Consider the following 16,501-nt stretch of genomic DNA (forward strand, 5'->3'; position numbering starts at 1 on the left):
CGTGTTGGGCGGCATCCTGGTGCCGTTTGGCCTGCCTCGGGTTTGGTCAGGCTGCCTCGCCCGGGGCGGGCAGGGCGTGGGCCGGCGGAAGCCCGTCCAGGGTCTTGCCTGCCAATGTGCTGGCCACCCAGAGCGAACGGGCTAAGTCTGCCTCGTGTCCGGCCTTCCCGGCATAAGCCACAGCATTTTCCACCTCCCGGGCAATGGTCCACTGCCGGGCCGTTTCGGGGTCCAGGCCCGCGGCCACACTGAAGTCGTGGCAGCGCTCCAAGAGACCCTCCTCAGGACTGTTCCGCGGCAGCTCCCGGATCCGGTTCCACAAAATCGGAGCCACCGCGAACTCTGCCTCACCGATTTGGGGCTGCGGGTCGATGGCCAGGTACGCGCCTCGCCGCGCTTGCTCATCAGGCATCGTGGCGAGGATGTTCATGAAATGAAGGTCCGTGTGAACGAGCACGTCCCTGCCTGAGCGGCGACCCACGGCTCCCCGCGTCTGGCACACTTCCAGCGCCGCTTCGAGAAGCCACCTGGGAAACGGCCGGTCCAAGCGCTCCCAATCCGCGGGCAATTCATCGCTCCATCGCTCGGCAGTGGCCGCAACGTGATCCAGGTCAGCCCACTCAGGGCGGTGATCCGGCTCAATGGAGAGCTGGCGCATAATGGCGCCCCAAACGTCCCGGGCCTCATCCAGGGTCGTGTCTTGGAGCCGGCGCGAGGCGTCAAGCCGTTCGAGCACGGCCGAGCAGTCTGAGGCTTCCGATGCCAGGAGCCGTACTGCTCCGCGTCCTTCCCACAGTGCCAGCGCGTGCTTTTCCGCCATCGCTTCCTCGTGCGGAAAGGCAATTTTCAAGGCAGCGCGTTGACCGCCTTGGCGGACCACCGGAACTACGAGTGAGCCGTGGCCATTCCACGGCTCTTGGCCGGGGACGAGGTCTATGCTGAGATCCCAGCGATCCAGCGCCCCGGCGATCAGCCCTGGCAGGCTGGCCAGCCAGTCCCGTCCAGCAGAGCTCCGGTTGTAGCGGGCATGCAAATCACCAGGAATGGGCACGATCGCTCGAAGGTTCACGCGATCAGCCTAACTCCGGGCCAGCGCACAGCCCTTAGAAAACGCCGCTGGCCCCCAGCAGGGTTCCGATGGAGAACGTCGCGGCCAGGGCCAAAGCCCCGCCGAGAACAACGCGGACCGCAGCCCGCAGCCGAGGTGCCCCGCCGATCCAGGCGCCGACAGCGCCAGTGATAGCCAGTGCGATCAAAACCGCGGCGAATGTGAGCGGGACGCGCATACCGGCTGGTGGCAGGAGCATGGCAAGCAAAGGCAGCACCGCCCCCAAGGTGAACGCCACAGCAGAAGCGAACGCGGCGCTCCAAGGACTGACGATGTCGTCCTCATGGATGTTGAGTTCCGCTGAGAGGTGGGCCGCCAAGGCATCGTGTTCCGTGAGTTCCTCTGCCACGGCGCGGGCTGTTTTGGGGCTGAGGCCCTTGCTCTCGTAGATGGCCGTCAACTCGTCGAGTTCCTCCTCGGGTTGCTCGGCGAGTTCACGGCGCTCCTTCTCGATCAGCGCTCTTTGGGTATCGCTTTGGCTGCTGACCGAAACATATTCGCCCAAAGCCATGGAGATTGCGCCACCCACCAAGCCGGCTACACCGGCCGCCAAGATGTTTCCCGTGTTCGTGGTGGCGCCAGCAACGCCTACCAGGATGGAGGCGACGGAAACAATACCGTCGTTGGCGCCGAGGACGCCGGCACGCAGCCAGTTCAACCTGTGCGCCAAATCATCCCGATGGGGCTCGTTCTCATGCTTAGCGGTGGTTTCGATGGAGGCCATGCATCAAGCCAAGCACCAGCCAGCCCTCAAGGCCAGCATGGCTAGGCTCGCCTACTTTCGCTTACCCTTGCTTATCTTTGCCCGTCTCTCCCGGAGTCTGCCTACCGCGACGGGCTTGCAGAGGTTGTCGGCAACGTGGGCAAGGAACCCGGCTGGAGGTTTATCCCCGGCAACTCAGGCAGGGCCGCTCCCCATTGCTGTCCTCGCCGTGCGGTCTCCAGCAAGTTTTCCAGGGCCCAATCCCGGGCTGGCCCGGAGGACAAAGCGACCAGGTCACCCCAGACGGCCAGGGACCCAATTTCCAGCGCGCCCAGGGACGCCGCAGGGTCCCTGCTGAACCCTGCGTCAAGGCGGTAGCCAGCCTCCGGCATGGGAACCTCGGTACACTCCGCACGGGTCAAGTCTTCAGCCTGTTTGAGTTGTGATTCGTGGTCCTGCAAGCCTTTTGCGGCCGATGACGCATCGGCTCCGCCTAAGCGTTTGAGGGCGACTTGGTACAGGTAGACGGCCCGGTGGCCCGCAGCCACGCTGGCCGCCAAGGCTGCAGCTGTGGACGCATGGGCGGACTCGGGCGGGGGAGTGGCCGACGGGCAGGAAGCAATGGCGGCGGGGCTGCTGGACGGTTCATTGGACGCCGCCGTCGACAACGACGTCGACGATGAGGGCGCCAGGGACGGGGCCGGCAACTGCCAAAGGGTAGCCAGTTTGCCGGACTCCAGTAGCTGCGCGGATCCGACGGCGGCCAGCAGCCGCGCGATCCCGCCGTCGGCCTTGCGTGCGTCGTCCATCCGACGTCGGCCGCTGGCGGCCAGGTCCGACACGAGATCCGCCGTGGTAGCAGCGGGCGCACCTGGGCCAGTGGCAGTGCCCGTCGAAGCTCCGCTCGGCGAACGCCCATCCGGCTTGACTCCATCCGGCAAGTCTCCATCCGGGCCAAGGAGGGCGCTGGCATGGGTTGTCAGCAAAGTCACAACATCTTTTAGCGCGACCTCTTTCGCGTCGCTCCCTCCACCGGCGGGGCTCCCGGTGAGGGCTAAACGTGCCGATGACTCACGAAGCCGCACGGCGTCCGTCAACGCGCTGATGCGCGCAGTAGCCGAGAAGGAGAGTGGGGCGGGAGCGGCGGATTCACGCGGAACCAGAACCATTCCCGTGCCCAGAACGAGGAGTGCCACCAAGGACAGGAGGAGGACTTGTCCCCACCTCTGCCCAGTTTGTCTTTCGCTGCTCTGCCCGTTCACAACTCACCATCGTGTCATGGTGGCGGTAAGGTCCGTGCACCAAGCGCCTCCGAAAATCGTTAGGCTAGTAGTCACAACAACATCTATCGGGAGGCGGCGAGCATCGTGAGTGACTCGGAAGCCACGGCTTCAACGGACCGGACAACATCGAACTCGTCGGCCACCATCCACAACCCGGAGGAAAGCAGGCTCAAAGCGCTGCTTGAGCCCGCCGTCGTCGCCAGCAGGCTCTTCCTCGAAGATGTAGCCATCCATGTTGCGGGATCGCACCGGACCGTCCACGTCGTCGTCGACCTGCCGCAAGAGCAAACCGGTGGTGTCAGTCTCGATGCCATCGCGGAGGTCTCCAAGGCATTGTCGGATATTCTGGACAACGATCCCCACGATGACGGACGTCCATACGACCTCGAAGTTTCTTCGCCCGGCATTGGGCGTCCGCTGACTGAACCCCGCCACTGGCACCGCGCCCGCGGTCGCATGGTCCGGGTCAATGTCAAACAAGGCGAGAACATTCTGGGCAGAATTGCGTCCGTTGGGACCTCGGACGTCACGCTCATTCCCGAGCATGAAGTCAAGAAGGGCATGAAGCCCAAGCAAGGTGACCCCATCACCATTCCTTTCGACAGGATCCGCCAAGGAAAAGTCGAGATAGAGTTCAGCCACCTCCCCGAGGCTGCGCTGGAAGACGAACACAATGGACCTTCTGAGGAGGCCTAATGGATATTGACATGAGCGCACTGAGACTCCTGGAGCGTGAGCGTGAAATCCCGCTGGATCTCCTGATTCCCACCATCGAACAAGCATTGCTGGTGGCTTACCACAAGACGCCCGGTGCCTTCGAGAAGGCCAGGGCGGAGTTGGACCGCAAGAGCGGCCACGTGACCATTTGGGCCACCGAAATTGACGACGACGGCGAGCCGATCGGCGAGTTCGAGGACACCCCGGCGGGTTTCGGCCGGATTGCGGCAAGCACGGCGCGCCAAATCATCCTCCAGCGCCTCCGCGACGTTGAAGATGACAACGTGCTCGGCGAGTTCAAGGGCCGCGAAGGTGAACTCGTGGCCGGAATGATCCAGCAGGGCAACAACCCGCACATGGTCCAGGTCAACCTCGGCACCGTGGAGGCACTCCTGCCGCCGCCCGAGCAGGTTCCCGGCGAAAAGTACACGCATGGAAGCCGTCTGCGCGCCTTCGTCATTGACGTGCATCGCGGGGCAAAGGGTCCTTCGATTACGTTGTCCCGCTCGCACCCGGGCCTTGTTCGCAAGCTCTTCGAAATGGAAGTTCCGGAGATTGCGGACCACTCGGTCGAGATCGTGGCACTGGCTCGCGAAGCTGGTCACCGCACCAAGATTGCCGTCAAAGCAAACGCTCCGGGCATCAATGCCAAGGGTGCTTGCATTGGCGAGATGGGTTCGCGGGTCCGGGCTGTCATGACCGAACTCAACGACGAAAAGATCGACATCGTCGACTACAGTGACGACCCCGCCACCTTCATTGGCAACTCACTCTCGCCGTCGCGGGTGAATTCGGTCACCATCACGGACGAAGCCACTCGCTCGGCCCGCGTGGTAGTTCCGGATTACCAGTTGTCGTTGGCCATCGGCAAAGAGGGCCAGAACGCACGACTCGCCGCGAAGCTGACCGGTTGGCGGATCGATATCGTGTCGGACGCAGCGGCCGCCAAGAACCAGTAGTCTTACAGCAGTTTCGGTGCCGTGGTTTCGGTGCTGCGGTTTCAGTACTGCGGCGCCGGGGGGCTAGACTAGAAGTAACCGGGCTTACCTCCGGTATCCGCGCGCCTCGGTGTGCCTCGGTTGCTTGTGCAATTCGGGCATCGGGTGCCAGTAGCGTAAGGCAGGTTGGACACGTCGTGGCTGAACTGCTTGAACCCGGCCACGGCCCGGTTCGTACCTGCATCGGATGCCGGAAGCAAGGCTCCCGGTCCCAGCTTGTCCGGCTTGTCGCCCAAGGCAGCGTTTCGTCCGCGGTCATCGTCGACGTTCGACGCCGGATGGCCGGCAGGGGTGCGTGGCTGCACCCCAACGACAAGTGCTTGGCATTGGCGATCAAGCGGCGCGCGTTTGGCAGGGCCCTTCGGGGTGCCGGCGATACTGCCGCCGTCGAACGCTTCTTCCTGCCTGGCATGCCACCTGTGGAGGCCCCGGCCGCCGCAGGAAAACCGTCCAAACCTGAAAGCGGGTCAGAAAACTGATGGAAACCCGATGAGTTCCCAGCGATGAGTGCGTAACGATGACAACTTTGTTGCGCTCTGCAATGGGCCTTTCTGCCGCTCAAACGGTGAAGGCCCGCAGTAAGAAGTAGACGGTTCGTGCCTGGCTCGGTGCGGACCGAGACAGGAGAAATGTGGCCAAGGTCCGCGTACATGAGCTCGCCAAAGAGCTCGGTATTACTTCCAAAGATGCAGTAACAAAACTGCAGGAATTGGGCGAATTCGTTCGCTCCGCCTCATCAACGATTGAGGCTCCGGTCGTGAAGAAGCTTCGCGACGCATACCCCGGTGCAGGCGCTGCAAAGTCCGCCGCGCCGGCAGCAGCACCGAAAGCACCCGCAGCATCCCGCCCGGCCGCGCCGGCTCCCGGTCCTGCCGCGCCGAAGGCTCCGGCCCCCGCCGCACCGGCTCCGGCCGCTTCGGCGCCCAGCCAAGCTGCTGCGCCGAACCCCGCTGCCGCAAGCCCGTTTGCTGCTCCGACAGCGCCCGGCAAAGCTGCTGGCAGTCCTGCACAGGGAAGTCCTGCACAGGGCAGCCCCGCGCCCAGCCCCACAGCTTCGACGCCGTCGACTCCGACGTCGTCCGTTTCTGCGAAGCCCGGCGCCCGTCCTGCCCCTAAGGCAGAGACGCCGGCTCCGTCCCGTCAGGGCGGCCAGGCTCCGCGTCCCGGCGGTCCCCGTCCGGGCAACAACCCGTTTGCTACCTCCCAGGGCATGCCCCGTGGTCGTGGCGGCGACGGCGATCGTCCGCCGCGTCCGGGCAACAACCCGTTCGCACCGTCCCAGGGCATGCCCCGCGCGGGCGGCCGTAACGACGGCGAGCGTCCCGGTGGTCCCCGGCCCGCAGCTGGTGCAGGCGGTCCCCGTCCTGCAGCAGGCACCGGTGGTCCCCGTCCGGGCGCTCCGCGTCCCGGTGCACCCCGTCCGGGTGCCCCGCGTCCCGCAGGAGGCCCCGGCGGAAACCGTCCTACTCCGGGCATGATGCCCAACCGCACCGAGCGTCCGGCTCCCGGTGGCGCAGGTCGCCCCGGTGGCGCTGGCCGTCCGGGTGGCGGCGGTCCGGGTCGTCCCGGTGGCGCACCTGGCGCAGGTACCGGTGGCGGAGCTCCCGCCGGCGGTGGCTTCGGCAAGGGTGGCCGCGGTCGCGGTGGTACCCAGGGTGCCTTCGGTAAGGGCGGCGCCGGTCGTGGCAAGCAGCGCAAGTCGAAGCGTGCAAAGCGCCAGGAACTGGAGCAGATGAGTGCTCCGTCGCTGGGTGGCGTATCGGTACCCCGCGGCGATGGTGAGACCATCATCCGTTTGCGTCGTGGCTCCTCCATCACGGACTTCGCCGAGAAGATCGATGCGAACCCCGCCTCGCTGGTGACCGTGCTGTTCCACCTTGGTGAAATGGCAACGGCCACCCAGTCCCTGGACGAAGACACCTTTGGCCTGCTTGGCGCCGAACTTGGCTACAAGCTCCAGGTTGTTTCGCCGGAGGACGAAGAGCGCGAGCTGCTCGACCAGTTCGACATCAACATCCAGGATGAACTCGACGCCGAAGGCGACGACGTCCTGGAGGCACGCCCGCCGGTCGTCACCGTCATGGGTCACGTTGACCACGGTAAGACCCGCCTGCTCGATGCCATCCGCAACTCCAACGTTGTGGCCGGCGAGCACGGTGGAATCACCCAGCACATCGGTGCTTACCAGATCAGCCACGTCCACGAGGGCAACGCCCGCGACATCACCTTCATTGACACCCCCGGTCACGAGGCCTTCACGGCCATGCGTGCTCGTGGTGCCAAGGTCACCGACATCGCGATCCTGGTTGTTGCAGCCGACGACGGCGTTATGCCGCAGACGGTGGAAGCACTCAACCACGCCCAGGCGGCCAACGTGCCGATCGTCGTCGCGGTCAACAAGATCGACAAGGAAGGCGCCAACCCTGACAAGGTCAAGGGTCAGCTGACCGAGTACGGACTGGTTCCCGAAGAATACGGTGGCGACACCATGTTCGTTGAGGTCTCTGCACGCCAGAACCTCAACATTGACGAACTGATCGACGCTGTTCTCCTGACGGCCGATGCCGCGCTGGATCTCCGGGCCAACCCGGACAAGGACGCTCGAGGCATTGCCATCGAAGCGAACCTGGACAAGGGCCGCGGTTCCGTGGCTACCGTCCTGGTCCAGTCCGGTACCTTGGCCGTGGGTGACACGATCGTGGCCGGTACAGCACATGGACGCGTCCGTGCGATGTTCGACGAGAACGGCGAAGCGCTTGACGTCGCCCTCCCGTCCCGTCCGGTCCAGGTCCTGGGTCTTTCCAACGTGCCGCGTGCAGGTGACACCTTCCTGGTGACCCCGGACGAGCGGACAGCACGCCAGATCGCTGAGAAGCGTGAAGCTGCCGACCGCAACGCTGCCTTGGCCAAGCGCCGCAAGCGCATCAGCCTCGAAGACTTCGACCAGGCCGTTGCCGCGGGCAAGATCGACACCCTCAACCTCATCCTCAAGGGTGACGTGTCCGGTGCCGTGGAAGCCCTCGAAGACGCCCTCCTCAAGATCGACGTCGGCGACGACGACGTTCAGCTCCGTGTCATCCACCGCGGTGTGGGTGCCATCACGCAGAACGACGTCAACCTGGCCACGGTGGACAACGCCATCATCATCGGCTTCAACGTCAAGCCTGCCGAGCGGGTGGCCGAACTGGCCGACCGCGAAGGCGTGGACATGCGCTTCTACTCCGTCATCTACGCAGCAATCGATGACATTGAGATGGCCCTCAAGGGCATGCTCAAGCCGGAGTACGAGGAAGTCCAGCTCGGTACGGCCGAGGTCCGCGAAGTATTCCGTTCCTCCAAGTTCGGAAACATCGCCGGCTCGATCGTCCGCAGCGGCGTCATCCGCCGTAACACCAAGGCACGTGTCAGCCGCGATGGCAAGGTCATCGGTGACAACCTCACCGTTGAGACGCTCAAGCGTTTCAAGGATGACGCCACCGAGGTCCGTACCGACTTCGAGTGTGGTATCGGTCTTGGCTCCTTCAATGACATCAATGAAGGCGACATCATCGAGACCTTCGAAATGCGCGAGAAGCCGCGCGTTTAGGTTCCGTTGGAACGGGTCCGTCGGGTTACCCCGGCGGACCCGTTCCATACCCGTTTCTACTTTCCCAGGAGGAAGTCATGGCTGATCCCGCACGCGCTGCCAAGCTGGCACAGCGGATAAAGGTCGTCGTAGCTGAGGCCCTCGGACGTCGGGTCAAGGATCCGCGCGTCGAGGGCATCACGGTCACTGACGCCCGCGTCACCAACGACCTTCAGCACGCCACCATCTACTACACCGTGTTCGGTGACGAAGTAGCCCATTCCGATGCCGCCAAGGCATTGGAGAAGGCCAAGGGTGTGCTGAGGCAGGAAGTTGGCCGCAACATCACCGTGCGCCTGACGCCCACGCTCGAGTTCGTAGCCGATCAGATTCCGGTCAACGCCTCGAACCTTGAAGAACTGCTCCGCGAAGCCAAGCGGCGCGACGCCGAGGTGGCCGCCTTGGCTGCCAACGCGAAGCACGCAGGCGAAGCCGACCCGTACAAGGGCGACATCGACGAGGACGACTTCGACGAAGAGGACACTGACCTCGCCGGCGACGACGAACTCGATGAGGACGCCAACCGCTAAAGGACAACAGAAAGACCGGTTTCCGCACTGGGAACCGGTCTTTTTGCTGCCCGGCCTCGCTAAGATCAGAGCATGTCGACGCACAGTGCCCAGCAGCCTGAGGAATCCCTGACGCGCGATGAGTTCCTGAATCGTGCCGTGCAGCTAGCCGTGCAAAACGTAGCCGACGGCGGCGGCCCCTTTGGCGCCGTCGTGGTGATGGCGGACGGAACTGTGCATGAAGGCGTGAACCGGGTAACACGTGACTTCGACCCCACGGCGCACGCGGAGGTAGTGGCGATCCGGCGGGCCGCGGCGGCTACCCATCGCTTCGATCTGTCCGGTGCCGTGCTCTACACAAGCTGTGAACCGTGCCCGCTGTGCTTGTCCGCAACGCTGTGGGCCAGGATTGGCCGCGTCTACTATGCGGCGGACCGGTACGGCGCTGCCCGCGCGGGCTTCAGTGACGCCGTGTTTTACGAGTATTTCGCCGGTTCCAGGCCCGAGTTGCTTCCCGTGGAGCACTCACCCCTGGAATCGTCCGGGCAGCCCTTCGAAGCCTGGCGGCACCACACCCGGCGCACTGCCTATTAGCCAGCCGGTTTCACGTGGGCTCTTCCCGGGCCGGCAGCTTGCCGACGCCGTCGAGCAGTTCTTGCTGGCTGCCGCAAAGGGCGATCCTGATCCAGCCCTCGCCAATCGACCCGAAGGCGGTTCCCGGCGCGAACGATACGCTCGCGTCGGCCAAAAACTGTCGCACCCAGGCGCGGACATTCCCGCGGCTTACATGTGAGACATCGGCCCATAGATAAAACGCCCCCTGGGCTCCCAGGAAGGGAATTCCCTTGGCCGCAAGGACAGCCGAAGCTACATCCCGGTTGCTGCGGTAGTGCTCCCACGCCGACATCACGTAGTCCTGCGGGCCCGTCAGCGCTGCCAACGCGGCGTACTGCGAGGGCGATGCAACGCAGGAGACAATGGCCTCCATGACGTTGTTCATCTTCTGCTCGAGGCCGGGAGGACAGATGAGCGCACCGATACGGAGGCCGGTGAGGCCGTACGTTTTGGACAGCGTCAGGGACGTGAAGACCCGCGCCTCGCCAGGGACGTTGCTGTCGAACCGGGCCGCGCTGACGTGCGGGACGTCGAAGGTGAAGGCCTCGTAGCATTCGTCGGAGATGATCCAGAGATCGTGGCGGACAGCGAGTTCCACGAGTTGGCGGGTGCTTTCTTCGCTGATGACGGCGCCCAGGGGATTCGACGGCGAGTTCAGCATGAGCACTTTGGTCCGCGGGGTGATCAGGGCTTCGATGTCCTCGATATGCGGCTGGAAATCATTGTGCGGGTAAAGCGGATACTGCACCGGGACGGCATGGAGCAGGCGGCTGGTCATGGCAAAAGTGGGATAGCCGGGGTTCGGGATCAGGATCTCGTCGCCGGGGGACAGCAAGAGGCTCATGGCCAAGTGAAGGCCCTGCTGCGCCCCGTCCACCACGTACACCCGCTCGGCGTTGATATCCACGCCCTGCTGCTCCCGGAAGCGGGCGGCGAAAGCCTCGCGCAAGGCAGGTATCCCGGCATTGGGCGTGTAATTGGTCTCGTCCCGGTCCAAGCACGCAATTCCGGCATCGAGGACGTGCCGCGGCAGGGCAAAGCCGGGTTCCCCGATGCTGAGGACGATTGCGTTAGGCGTCGCCCACGCGGCTTCGGTGATCTCACGGATCTGGTTCACGGGGACTTCGCGGACGTGCGCGGCAAGCTCAGGCATGGGAGCCATCCTAGCCACCCATATACTGGTAAGCGTGCTTTCTGGACTGGTGATCGTTGACAAACCGCAGGGATGGACCAGCCACGATGTGGTTGGCCGGATGCGGCGACTGGCCAGCACCCGGAAAGTTGGTCACGCGGGCACCCTTGATCCCATGGCCACAGGTGTCCTGGTGCTTGGAATCAATAAGGCAACCCGCCTGCTGACCTACATCGTGGGCACCTCCAAGACGTACACGGCCACCATCAGGCTGGGCGAATCCACCATCACGGACGATGCCGAGGGTGAGGTCACTGAATCACGCAGCGCGGTTGATGTCACGGACGCTGCCATTGCAGCAGGGGTCGCAGCCCTGTCCGGGACTATCCAACAGGTTCCCAGCAGCGTCAGCGCCATCAAGGTCGATGGCGAACGTTCCTACGCGCGCGTCCGTTCCGGCCAAGAGGTCAAGCTTGCTCCCCGCCCGGTCACTATTCACCGCTTTGACGTCCACAATGTCCAACGGGTCGACGGCGGCAGGGTCATCGACGTCGACGTCACCGTGGAGTGTTCCTCCGGAACGTACATCCGGGCCCTCGCACGGGACCTGGGCGCAGGCTTGGGCGTGGGAGGACACCTCACCGTATTGCGCAGGACGCAGGTGGGTCCCTACACGCTGGACCAAGCCCACACCCTGGCTGAACTGGCCGAGGAACTCGACGTCTTGGACATGTCCTTGGCGGCGCGCGCCCTGATGCCCAATCGGGAACTGACCGAAGACGAAGCAATAGAAATCTCTTATGGGCGCCGTATCTCCGGAGGTCCGGGAGCCGGCACTCCGGATGCCGCGACGGCCGAGCGGCCGGCGGCGGCGTTCGCGCCGTCGGGGGAGCTTGTTGCTCTGTTGGCCGATACGGGCAGCTTCGCCAAACCCGTACTGGTGTTTGCCCCGGGTACAGGCGCCGGACCTGGCTCAGATGCGGGCGCCGACGCGCGGGAGGCGAAGTAGGCATGGACGGTTACTTCTACTCAATCCTCGTGGTCGGTCTCGTCTCCACCGTCATGTGCTTGGTCGCCGGTCTCATGAAGAAAGCCCCCAACGACCCCACCATCCTTTCCGTGCTCGCCGTCGAACTTGCCCTGCTGGTCTACCTTGTGGGCTCGATTGTGCGCGTAGCGTTGGGTGAGCGGATTGCGGGGGAGACCTGGGAGTTCTGGGGCTACATGATCACTGCGCTGATGATTCCGCTGGGCGCTGTGTATTGGGCCGTGCTGGAACGCACGCGCTGGTCCAACTTTGTCCTCGCAGCGGTGGGCGTGACCATCATGGTCATGGCCGCACGCATGAACCAGATCTGGTACTGACTTGAAGGAAGAGCACAACGTGACTGGAACTGAACGCAACCAGCAGCTTCAACAGCCTGCCAAGGACACCCGGAATACGGGCCCGGGGCGTCTGCTGATTGCCGTGTATGCGATATTCGCGCTCTCCGCAACAGCTCGGGCAGGCTATCAAATCGCTACGAAGTTCGCTGATGCGCCGCTTTCGCACATCCTGTCGGCCTTTGCCGCCGTCGTCTATATCCTCGCAACGGTCTCCCTGGCCAAGCCGGGGCGCACCTGGTTCAAGGTGTCCCTGGCTGCGGTGCTGACCGAACTTGTGGGTGTGCTCGTGGTGGGGGCCATCAGCCTCTTCGATCCGGTCCTGTTCCCACACGATACCGTGTGGTCGCTGTTCGGCCGCGGGTACGGTTTTGTGCCCCTGGTGCTGCCTATCCTTGGGCTGTTGTGGCTGAACCGCCGGAGGCCGTCCTGAGCCGCTGCGAGTGGCGGGTAACCTTAATATGTTCCGGCGCCGGAAGCTGCCGGGCACAATGAACATCTGCAGTAAAAGGCGAGGTTGATGGTCCACATTTGGAACGATCCCACCGAGGTCCCCAGGGACTTCGGCCCGACTGCCGTTACGATCGGTAATTTCGACGGCGTCCACCGGGGCCATCAGCATGTTCTTTCGCAGTTGACCGGCGCCGCTAAGCGCCACGACATCCCTTCGGTTGCCGTGACGTTTGATCCCCATCCGGCCCAGGTCCACCGGCCGGGTTCCGCGCCGGAGCTGCTCATGGGGCTTGAGGACAAGCTCCAGGCCCTCGGTGCGGCGGGCGTGGATGCCGTGCTCGTCATGAAGTACACCCTTGACCTTGCCGCCATGTCGCCGGAGGCTTTTGTCCGCGACGTGCTTCTGGATGGTCTCCAGGCAAGCCATGTGGTGATCGGCCACGATCTCCGTTTTGGCGCCGGCAACTCCGGCGATGTAGCCACCATGGAGGACTTGGGCGAGCAGTTTGGCTTTGGCGTCCAGGTGGTCAACGAGTACGGCGCCGGAGTATCCATCGACGACGGCGGCTCTGACCGCCGCTGCTCTTCGACCTGGGTCCGGGAAGCATTGTCAGAGGGCGACGTCACGACGGCGGCAGCCTTGCTGGGCAGGCCCCATCGCATGCGCGGCGAAGTGGTTCACGGTGCTGCCCGTGGCCGTGACCTTGGCTTCCCAACCGCAAACCTCGCCCACGACTCCACCGGGTTCATCCCGGCGGATGGCATCTACGCCGGTTGGCTGGTCGATCAGTCCGGCACGCGGTGGCCCGCCGCGATCTCCGTGGGGTCCAACCCCACCTTCGATGGCGTCAGCCGCCAAGTGGAAGCGCACGTTATCGATCGCCCGGAGGAAAACGTGGAGGACTTCAACCTCTACGGCCAATGCGTCGCCGTCGAATTCACCCGCCGCCTGCGGGGCATGGTGGCCTATCGCGGACCCGAAGCCCTCGTGGAGCAGATGCGCCTGGACGTAGCCCAGGCCCATGAGTTGTTGACCGGGCCCGAGGCATTTCGACAACAACGCTGACCTCCCGGTAAACTGATAAGTGGTCCGGCTGCAGTCCGTGGCGGCTGGACCTGTTTTTGTGTGCGGCGACGCAGCAAGGGCAACCCGTCAGCGAGGCGCTGCATCGGGACGCACGGCACAACTCTAGGAGTTCACGTGGCACTTGAAGCCGCTGTCAAGCAGTCCATCATCAAGGAATACGCAACCTCTGAAGGCGACACCGGTTCGCCCGAGGTGCAGGTTGCTGTCCTGACCCAGCGGATCAAGGATCTGACTGAGCACATGAAGGAGCACAAGCACGACTTCCACACCCAGCGCGGTTTGCTGGCCATGGTTGGTCGTCGCAAGCGCATGCTTTCCTACCTGAAGAACACTGACATCGCCCGCTACCGTTCGCTCATCGAGCGCCTCGGCCTGCGTCGCTAGTCTGCCTTTAGGCGTGGCCCGGACCCCGGCGGAACGGGCCACCTTCTTCACCAAAAACTAAAAACAGGAATCAACCGCATCGCGCATTCGCGGTCCTCGGTAGTGATTCCCGGGAAGGCCCTCTGTGGCCGTGAACGCCCGTGGATCTCGATCGATGACCGGGTGTCGTACAGGCCAGGAATAAAGAAGAGGCCTGGGTTGATGCGGCGGACTTCCGCTAACAGAAACGGAGGTGACTCTCTATGGAGGGTCCCGAAATCCAGTTCTCCGAAGCCATTATCGACAACGGCCGTTTCGGCAAGCGCGTCATTCGCTTCGAAACCGGCCGCCTCGCCAAGCAGGCCGCTGGCGCCTCGATGGTCTACATCGACGACGACACTGCGTTGCTTTCGGCCACCACGGCAGGCAAGCAGCCGCGCGAGGGTTTTGACTTCTTCCCGCTGACGGTCGACGTCGAAGAGCGCATGTACGCTGCCGGCCGCATCCCGGGTTCGTTCTTCCGCCGCGAGGGACGCCCGTCCACCGAAGCCATCTTGGCTTGCCGCCTCATGGACCGCCCGCTGCGCCCTGCCTTCGTTAAGGGCTTGCGCAACGAGGTCCAGATCGTCGTCACCGTCCTGGCGATCAACCCCGATGAGCTGTACGACGTCGTCGCGATCAACGCGTCGTCGATGTCCACGCAGCTTTCCGGCCTCCCGTTCTCGGGCCCGATCGGCGGTGTCCGTGTTGCACTGATCGCCGATGAGCAGGGTTCGCAGTGGGTTGCCTTCCCGAAGCACTCGCAGCTCGAGAACGCCGTGTTCAACATGGTCGTTGCCGGCCGCGTTGCAGGTGACGATGTCGCCATCATGATGGTCGAAGCAGAAGCCACCGACAACTCCTGGAACCTCATCAAGGAACAGGGCGCCACCGCTCCCACCGAAGAGGTTGTTTCCGAGGGCCTCGAGGCTGCCAAGCCGTTCATCAAGGCACTGTGCGATGCACAGGCAGACCTGGCAGCCCGCGCTGCCAAGCCCACTGTCGAGTTCCCCGTCTTCCTTGACTACCAGGACGACGTCTACGCCGCAGTTGAGTCTGCCGCGGCCGAGAAGCTGGCCGCTGTGTTCCAGATCGCCGACAAGCAGGAGCGCGACGCCGCTTCCGACGAGCTCAAGGACGAGGTCCTTGGGGCACTTGCCGGAAACTTCGAAGGCCGCGAGAAGGAGCTGTCCGCAGCTTTCCGCTCCGTGACCAAGCAGGTTGTCCGCCAGCGCATCCTCAAGGACCAGATCCGCATCGATGGCCGTGGCCTGACGGATATCCGCCAGCTCACCGCTGAGGTTGAGGTCTTGCCGCGCGTTCACGGTTCTGCCATCTTCGAGCGCGGCGAAACCCAGATCATGGGTGTCACCACGCTGAACATGCTCAAGATGGAACAGCAGATCGACTCGTTGTCGCCGGTAACGCGCAAGCGCTACATGCACAACTACAACTTCCCGCCGTACTCCACCGGTGAGACGGGCCGCGTTGGTTCCCCGAAGCGCCGCGAAATCGGCCATGGCGCCCTCGCAGAGCGCGCTTTGGTTCCGGTCCTGCCGAGCCGTGAAGAGTTCCCGTACGCCATCCGCCAGGTATCCGAGGCTCTCGGTTCCAACGGTTCGACGTCCATGGGCTCGGTGTGTGCCTCGACGCTCTCCATGCTCAACGCCGGTGTGCCCCTGAAGGCAGCCGTTGCCGGTATCGCCATGGGCTTGGTCTCTGACCAGGTTGACGGCCAGACCCGCTACGCAGCCTTGACTGACATCCTTGGTGCCGAAGACGCTTTCGGTGACATGGACTTCAAGGTAGCCGGTACGTCGGAGTTCGTCACGGCTATCCAGCTGGACACCAAGCTTGACGGCATTCCCGCCTCCGTGCTGGCAGCAGCACTGAAGCAGGCCCGTGAAGCGCGCCTCCACATCCTCGAGGTCATCAACGCCGCGATCGACACCCCGGACGAGCTCTCCGAGTTCGCCCCGCGCGTCATCGCCGTCAAGATCCCCGTGGACAAGATCGGCGAGGTCATTGGCCCCAAGGGCAAGATGATCAACCAGATCCAGGAAGACACCGGCGCGGACATCTCCATCGAAGATGACGGCACCGTCTACATTGGCGCCACCAACGGTCCGTCTGCAGATGCAGCACGAACCGCTATCAACGCCATTGCCAACCCGCAGGTTCCGGAAATCGGCGAGCGCTACCTGGGTACGGTCGTCAAGACCACCACCTTCGGCGCTTTCATTTCCCTTACCCCGGGCAAGGACGGCCTGCTGCACATCTCCGAGCTCCGCAAGCTGGCCAACGGCAAGCGCGTGGACAACGTTGATGACGTCGTCTCCGTGGGCCAGAAGGTCCAGGTGGAGATCACCAAGATCGATGACCGCGGCAAGCTCTCGCTGTCACCGGTTGTCGCCGATGAAGAAGGCGCAGCCTCCGAGGACGTAGCGGCTGAGGCTGTAGAAGCTTCCGCAGAGTAGTTCCTTGAA

Annotated in this window: 16 protein-coding genes; 12 read left to right on the plus strand and 4 right to left on the minus strand. The window is 63.8% G+C overall.

Translation table 11 applies throughout. The features are described from left to right. Positions 1-46 precede the first annotated feature (46 nt). The 3 genes from QRN42_RS15065 to QRN42_RS15075 all read right to left on the minus strand — a co-directional run bounded on the left by QRN42_RS15065 (position 47) and on the right by QRN42_RS15075 (position 3,007). Positions 47-1,069 carry an aminoglycoside phosphotransferase family protein gene (locus tag QRN42_RS15065; protein ID WP_284979960.1) on the minus strand — a complete coding sequence of 341 codons (1,023 nt, stop codon included), beginning with the start codon at positions 1,067-1,069 and terminating at the stop codon, positions 47-49. Positions 1,070-1,103: 34 nt separating this feature from the next. After that, positions 1,104-1,832: a VIT1/CCC1 transporter family protein gene (locus QRN42_RS15070; protein ID WP_284979961.1), complete on the minus strand. Its 729-nt coding sequence runs from the start codon at positions 1,830-1,832 to the stop codon at positions 1,104-1,106. Positions 1,833-1,933: 101 nt separating this feature from the next. Continuing rightward, positions 1,934-3,007, minus strand: a complete 1,074-nt coding sequence (locus QRN42_RS15075) for a DUF4439 domain-containing protein (RefSeq protein ID WP_284979962.1) — start codon at positions 3,005-3,007, stop codon at positions 1,934-1,936. Positions 3,008-3,178: 171 nt separating this feature from the next. On the opposite strand from QRN42_RS15075, the gene rimP reads away from it, so the two are divergent. From rimP to QRN42_RS15105, 6 genes are all read left to right on the plus strand, one after another. Next, positions 3,179-3,790, plus strand: a complete 612-nt coding sequence (gene rimP / locus QRN42_RS15080; RefSeq protein WP_284979963.1) for a ribosome maturation factor RimP — start codon at positions 3,179-3,181, stop codon at positions 3,788-3,790. Next, positions 3,790-4,770 (plus strand): transcription termination factor NusA, encoded by a 981-nt coding sequence (nusA, locus tag QRN42_RS15085; RefSeq protein WP_284976583.1) that lies wholly within the window; start codon positions 3,790-3,792, stop codon positions 4,768-4,770. The genes rimP and nusA overlap by 1 nt, the downstream gene beginning before the upstream one ends. A gap of 176 nt (positions 4,771-4,946) precedes the next feature. Next, positions 4,947-5,288, plus strand: coding sequence for a YlxR family protein (locus tag QRN42_RS15090; protein WP_284979964.1), 342 nt, complete (start codon positions 4,947-4,949; stop codon positions 5,286-5,288). A gap of 152 nt (positions 5,289-5,440) precedes the next feature. Beyond that, positions 5,441-8,395 carry a translation initiation factor IF-2 gene (infB, locus tag QRN42_RS15095; RefSeq protein ID WP_284979966.1) on the plus strand — a complete coding sequence of 985 codons (2,955 nt, stop codon included), beginning with the start codon at positions 5,441-5,443 and terminating at the stop codon, positions 8,393-8,395. A gap of 77 nt (positions 8,396-8,472) precedes the next feature. Beyond that, the gene (rbfA, locus tag QRN42_RS15100; protein WP_284976586.1) at positions 8,473-8,964 is read left to right on the plus strand and encodes a 30S ribosome-binding factor RbfA; all 492 of its coding nucleotides are present in this window, start codon (positions 8,473-8,475) and stop codon (positions 8,962-8,964) included. A 72-nt stretch (positions 8,965-9,036) separates the two neighbouring features. Further along, positions 9,037-9,537 (plus strand): nucleoside deaminase, encoded by a 501-nt coding sequence (locus QRN42_RS15105; RefSeq protein ID WP_284979968.1) that lies wholly within the window; start codon positions 9,037-9,039, stop codon positions 9,535-9,537. Between the two features lie 10 nt (positions 9,538-9,547). On the opposite strand, the gene QRN42_RS15110 is transcribed toward QRN42_RS15105, so the two are convergent. Continuing rightward, complete coding sequence (locus tag QRN42_RS15110; RefSeq protein WP_284979969.1) at positions 9,548-10,711, minus strand: pyridoxal phosphate-dependent aminotransferase; 1,164 nt, start codon at positions 10,709-10,711, stop codon at positions 9,548-9,550. Between the two features lie 34 nt (positions 10,712-10,745). On the opposite strand from QRN42_RS15110, the gene truB reads away from it, so the two are divergent. From truB to QRN42_RS15140, 6 genes are all read left to right on the plus strand, one after another. Next, positions 10,746-11,699 carry a tRNA pseudouridine(55) synthase TruB gene (truB, locus tag QRN42_RS15115; protein ID WP_284979970.1) on the plus strand — a complete coding sequence of 318 codons (954 nt, stop codon included), beginning with the start codon at positions 10,746-10,748 and terminating at the stop codon, positions 11,697-11,699. Positions 11,700-11,701: 2 nt separating this feature from the next. Beyond that, positions 11,702-12,055, plus strand: a complete 354-nt coding sequence (locus QRN42_RS15120; RefSeq protein WP_284979971.1) for a hypothetical protein — start codon at positions 11,702-11,704, stop codon at positions 12,053-12,055. Position 12,056: 1 nt separating this feature from the next. Beyond that, on the plus strand, positions 12,057-12,506 hold the full coding sequence (locus tag QRN42_RS15125) for a hypothetical protein (protein ID WP_410551079.1): 450 nt from the start codon (positions 12,057-12,059) through the stop codon (positions 12,504-12,506). An 87-nt stretch (positions 12,507-12,593) separates the two neighbouring features. Beyond that, the gene (locus QRN42_RS15130) at positions 12,594-13,592 is read left to right on the plus strand and encodes a bifunctional riboflavin kinase/FAD synthetase (protein ID WP_284979973.1); all 999 of its coding nucleotides are present in this window, start codon (positions 12,594-12,596) and stop codon (positions 13,590-13,592) included. Positions 13,593-13,727: 135 nt separating this feature from the next. After that, entirely contained in the window at positions 13,728-13,997 is a 270-nt protein-coding gene (gene rpsO / locus QRN42_RS15135) for a 30S ribosomal protein S15 (protein WP_039240590.1), read from the plus strand. A gap of 242 nt (positions 13,998-14,239) precedes the next feature. After that, positions 14,240-16,492, plus strand: coding sequence for a polyribonucleotide nucleotidyltransferase (locus QRN42_RS15140; RefSeq protein ID WP_284979974.1), 2,253 nt, complete (start codon positions 14,240-14,242; stop codon positions 16,490-16,492). Positions 16,493-16,501: the final 9 nt, after the last annotated feature.

Source organism: Arthrobacter sp. fls2-241-R2A-200 (assembly GCF_030209745.1).
Taxonomy (GTDB): Bacteria; Actinomycetota; Actinomycetes; order Actinomycetales; family Micrococcaceae; genus Arthrobacter.

Excerpts from the sequence above, each read along its gene's own strand:
- nusA (WP_284976583.1), top strand. The coding sequence starts at position 3,790 with ATGGATATTGACATGAGCGCACTGAGACTCCTGGAGCGTGAGCGTGAA.
- QRN42_RS15110 (WP_284979969.1), bottom strand. The coding sequence starts at position 10,711 with ATGCCTGAGCTTGCCGCGCACGTCCGCGAAGTCCCCGTGAACCAGATC.
- QRN42_RS15130 (WP_284979973.1), top strand. The coding sequence starts at position 12,594 with ATGGTCCACATTTGGAACGATCCCACCGAGGTCCCCAGGGACTTCGGC.
- rbfA (WP_284976586.1), top strand. The coding sequence starts at position 8,473 with ATGGCTGATCCCGCACGCGCTGCCAAGCTGGCACAGCGGATAAAGGTC.
- QRN42_RS15120 (WP_284979971.1), top strand. The coding sequence starts at position 11,702 with ATGGACGGTTACTTCTACTCAATCCTCGTGGTCGGTCTCGTCTCCACC.
- QRN42_RS15140 (WP_284979974.1), top strand. The coding sequence starts at position 14,240 with ATGGAGGGTCCCGAAATCCAGTTCTCCGAAGCCATTATCGACAACGGC.
- QRN42_RS15070 (WP_284979961.1), bottom strand. The coding sequence starts at position 1,832 with ATGGCCTCCATCGAAACCACCGCTAAGCATGAGAACGAGCCCCATCGG.
- QRN42_RS15105 (WP_284979968.1), top strand. The coding sequence starts at position 9,037 with ATGTCGACGCACAGTGCCCAGCAGCCTGAGGAATCCCTGACGCGCGAT.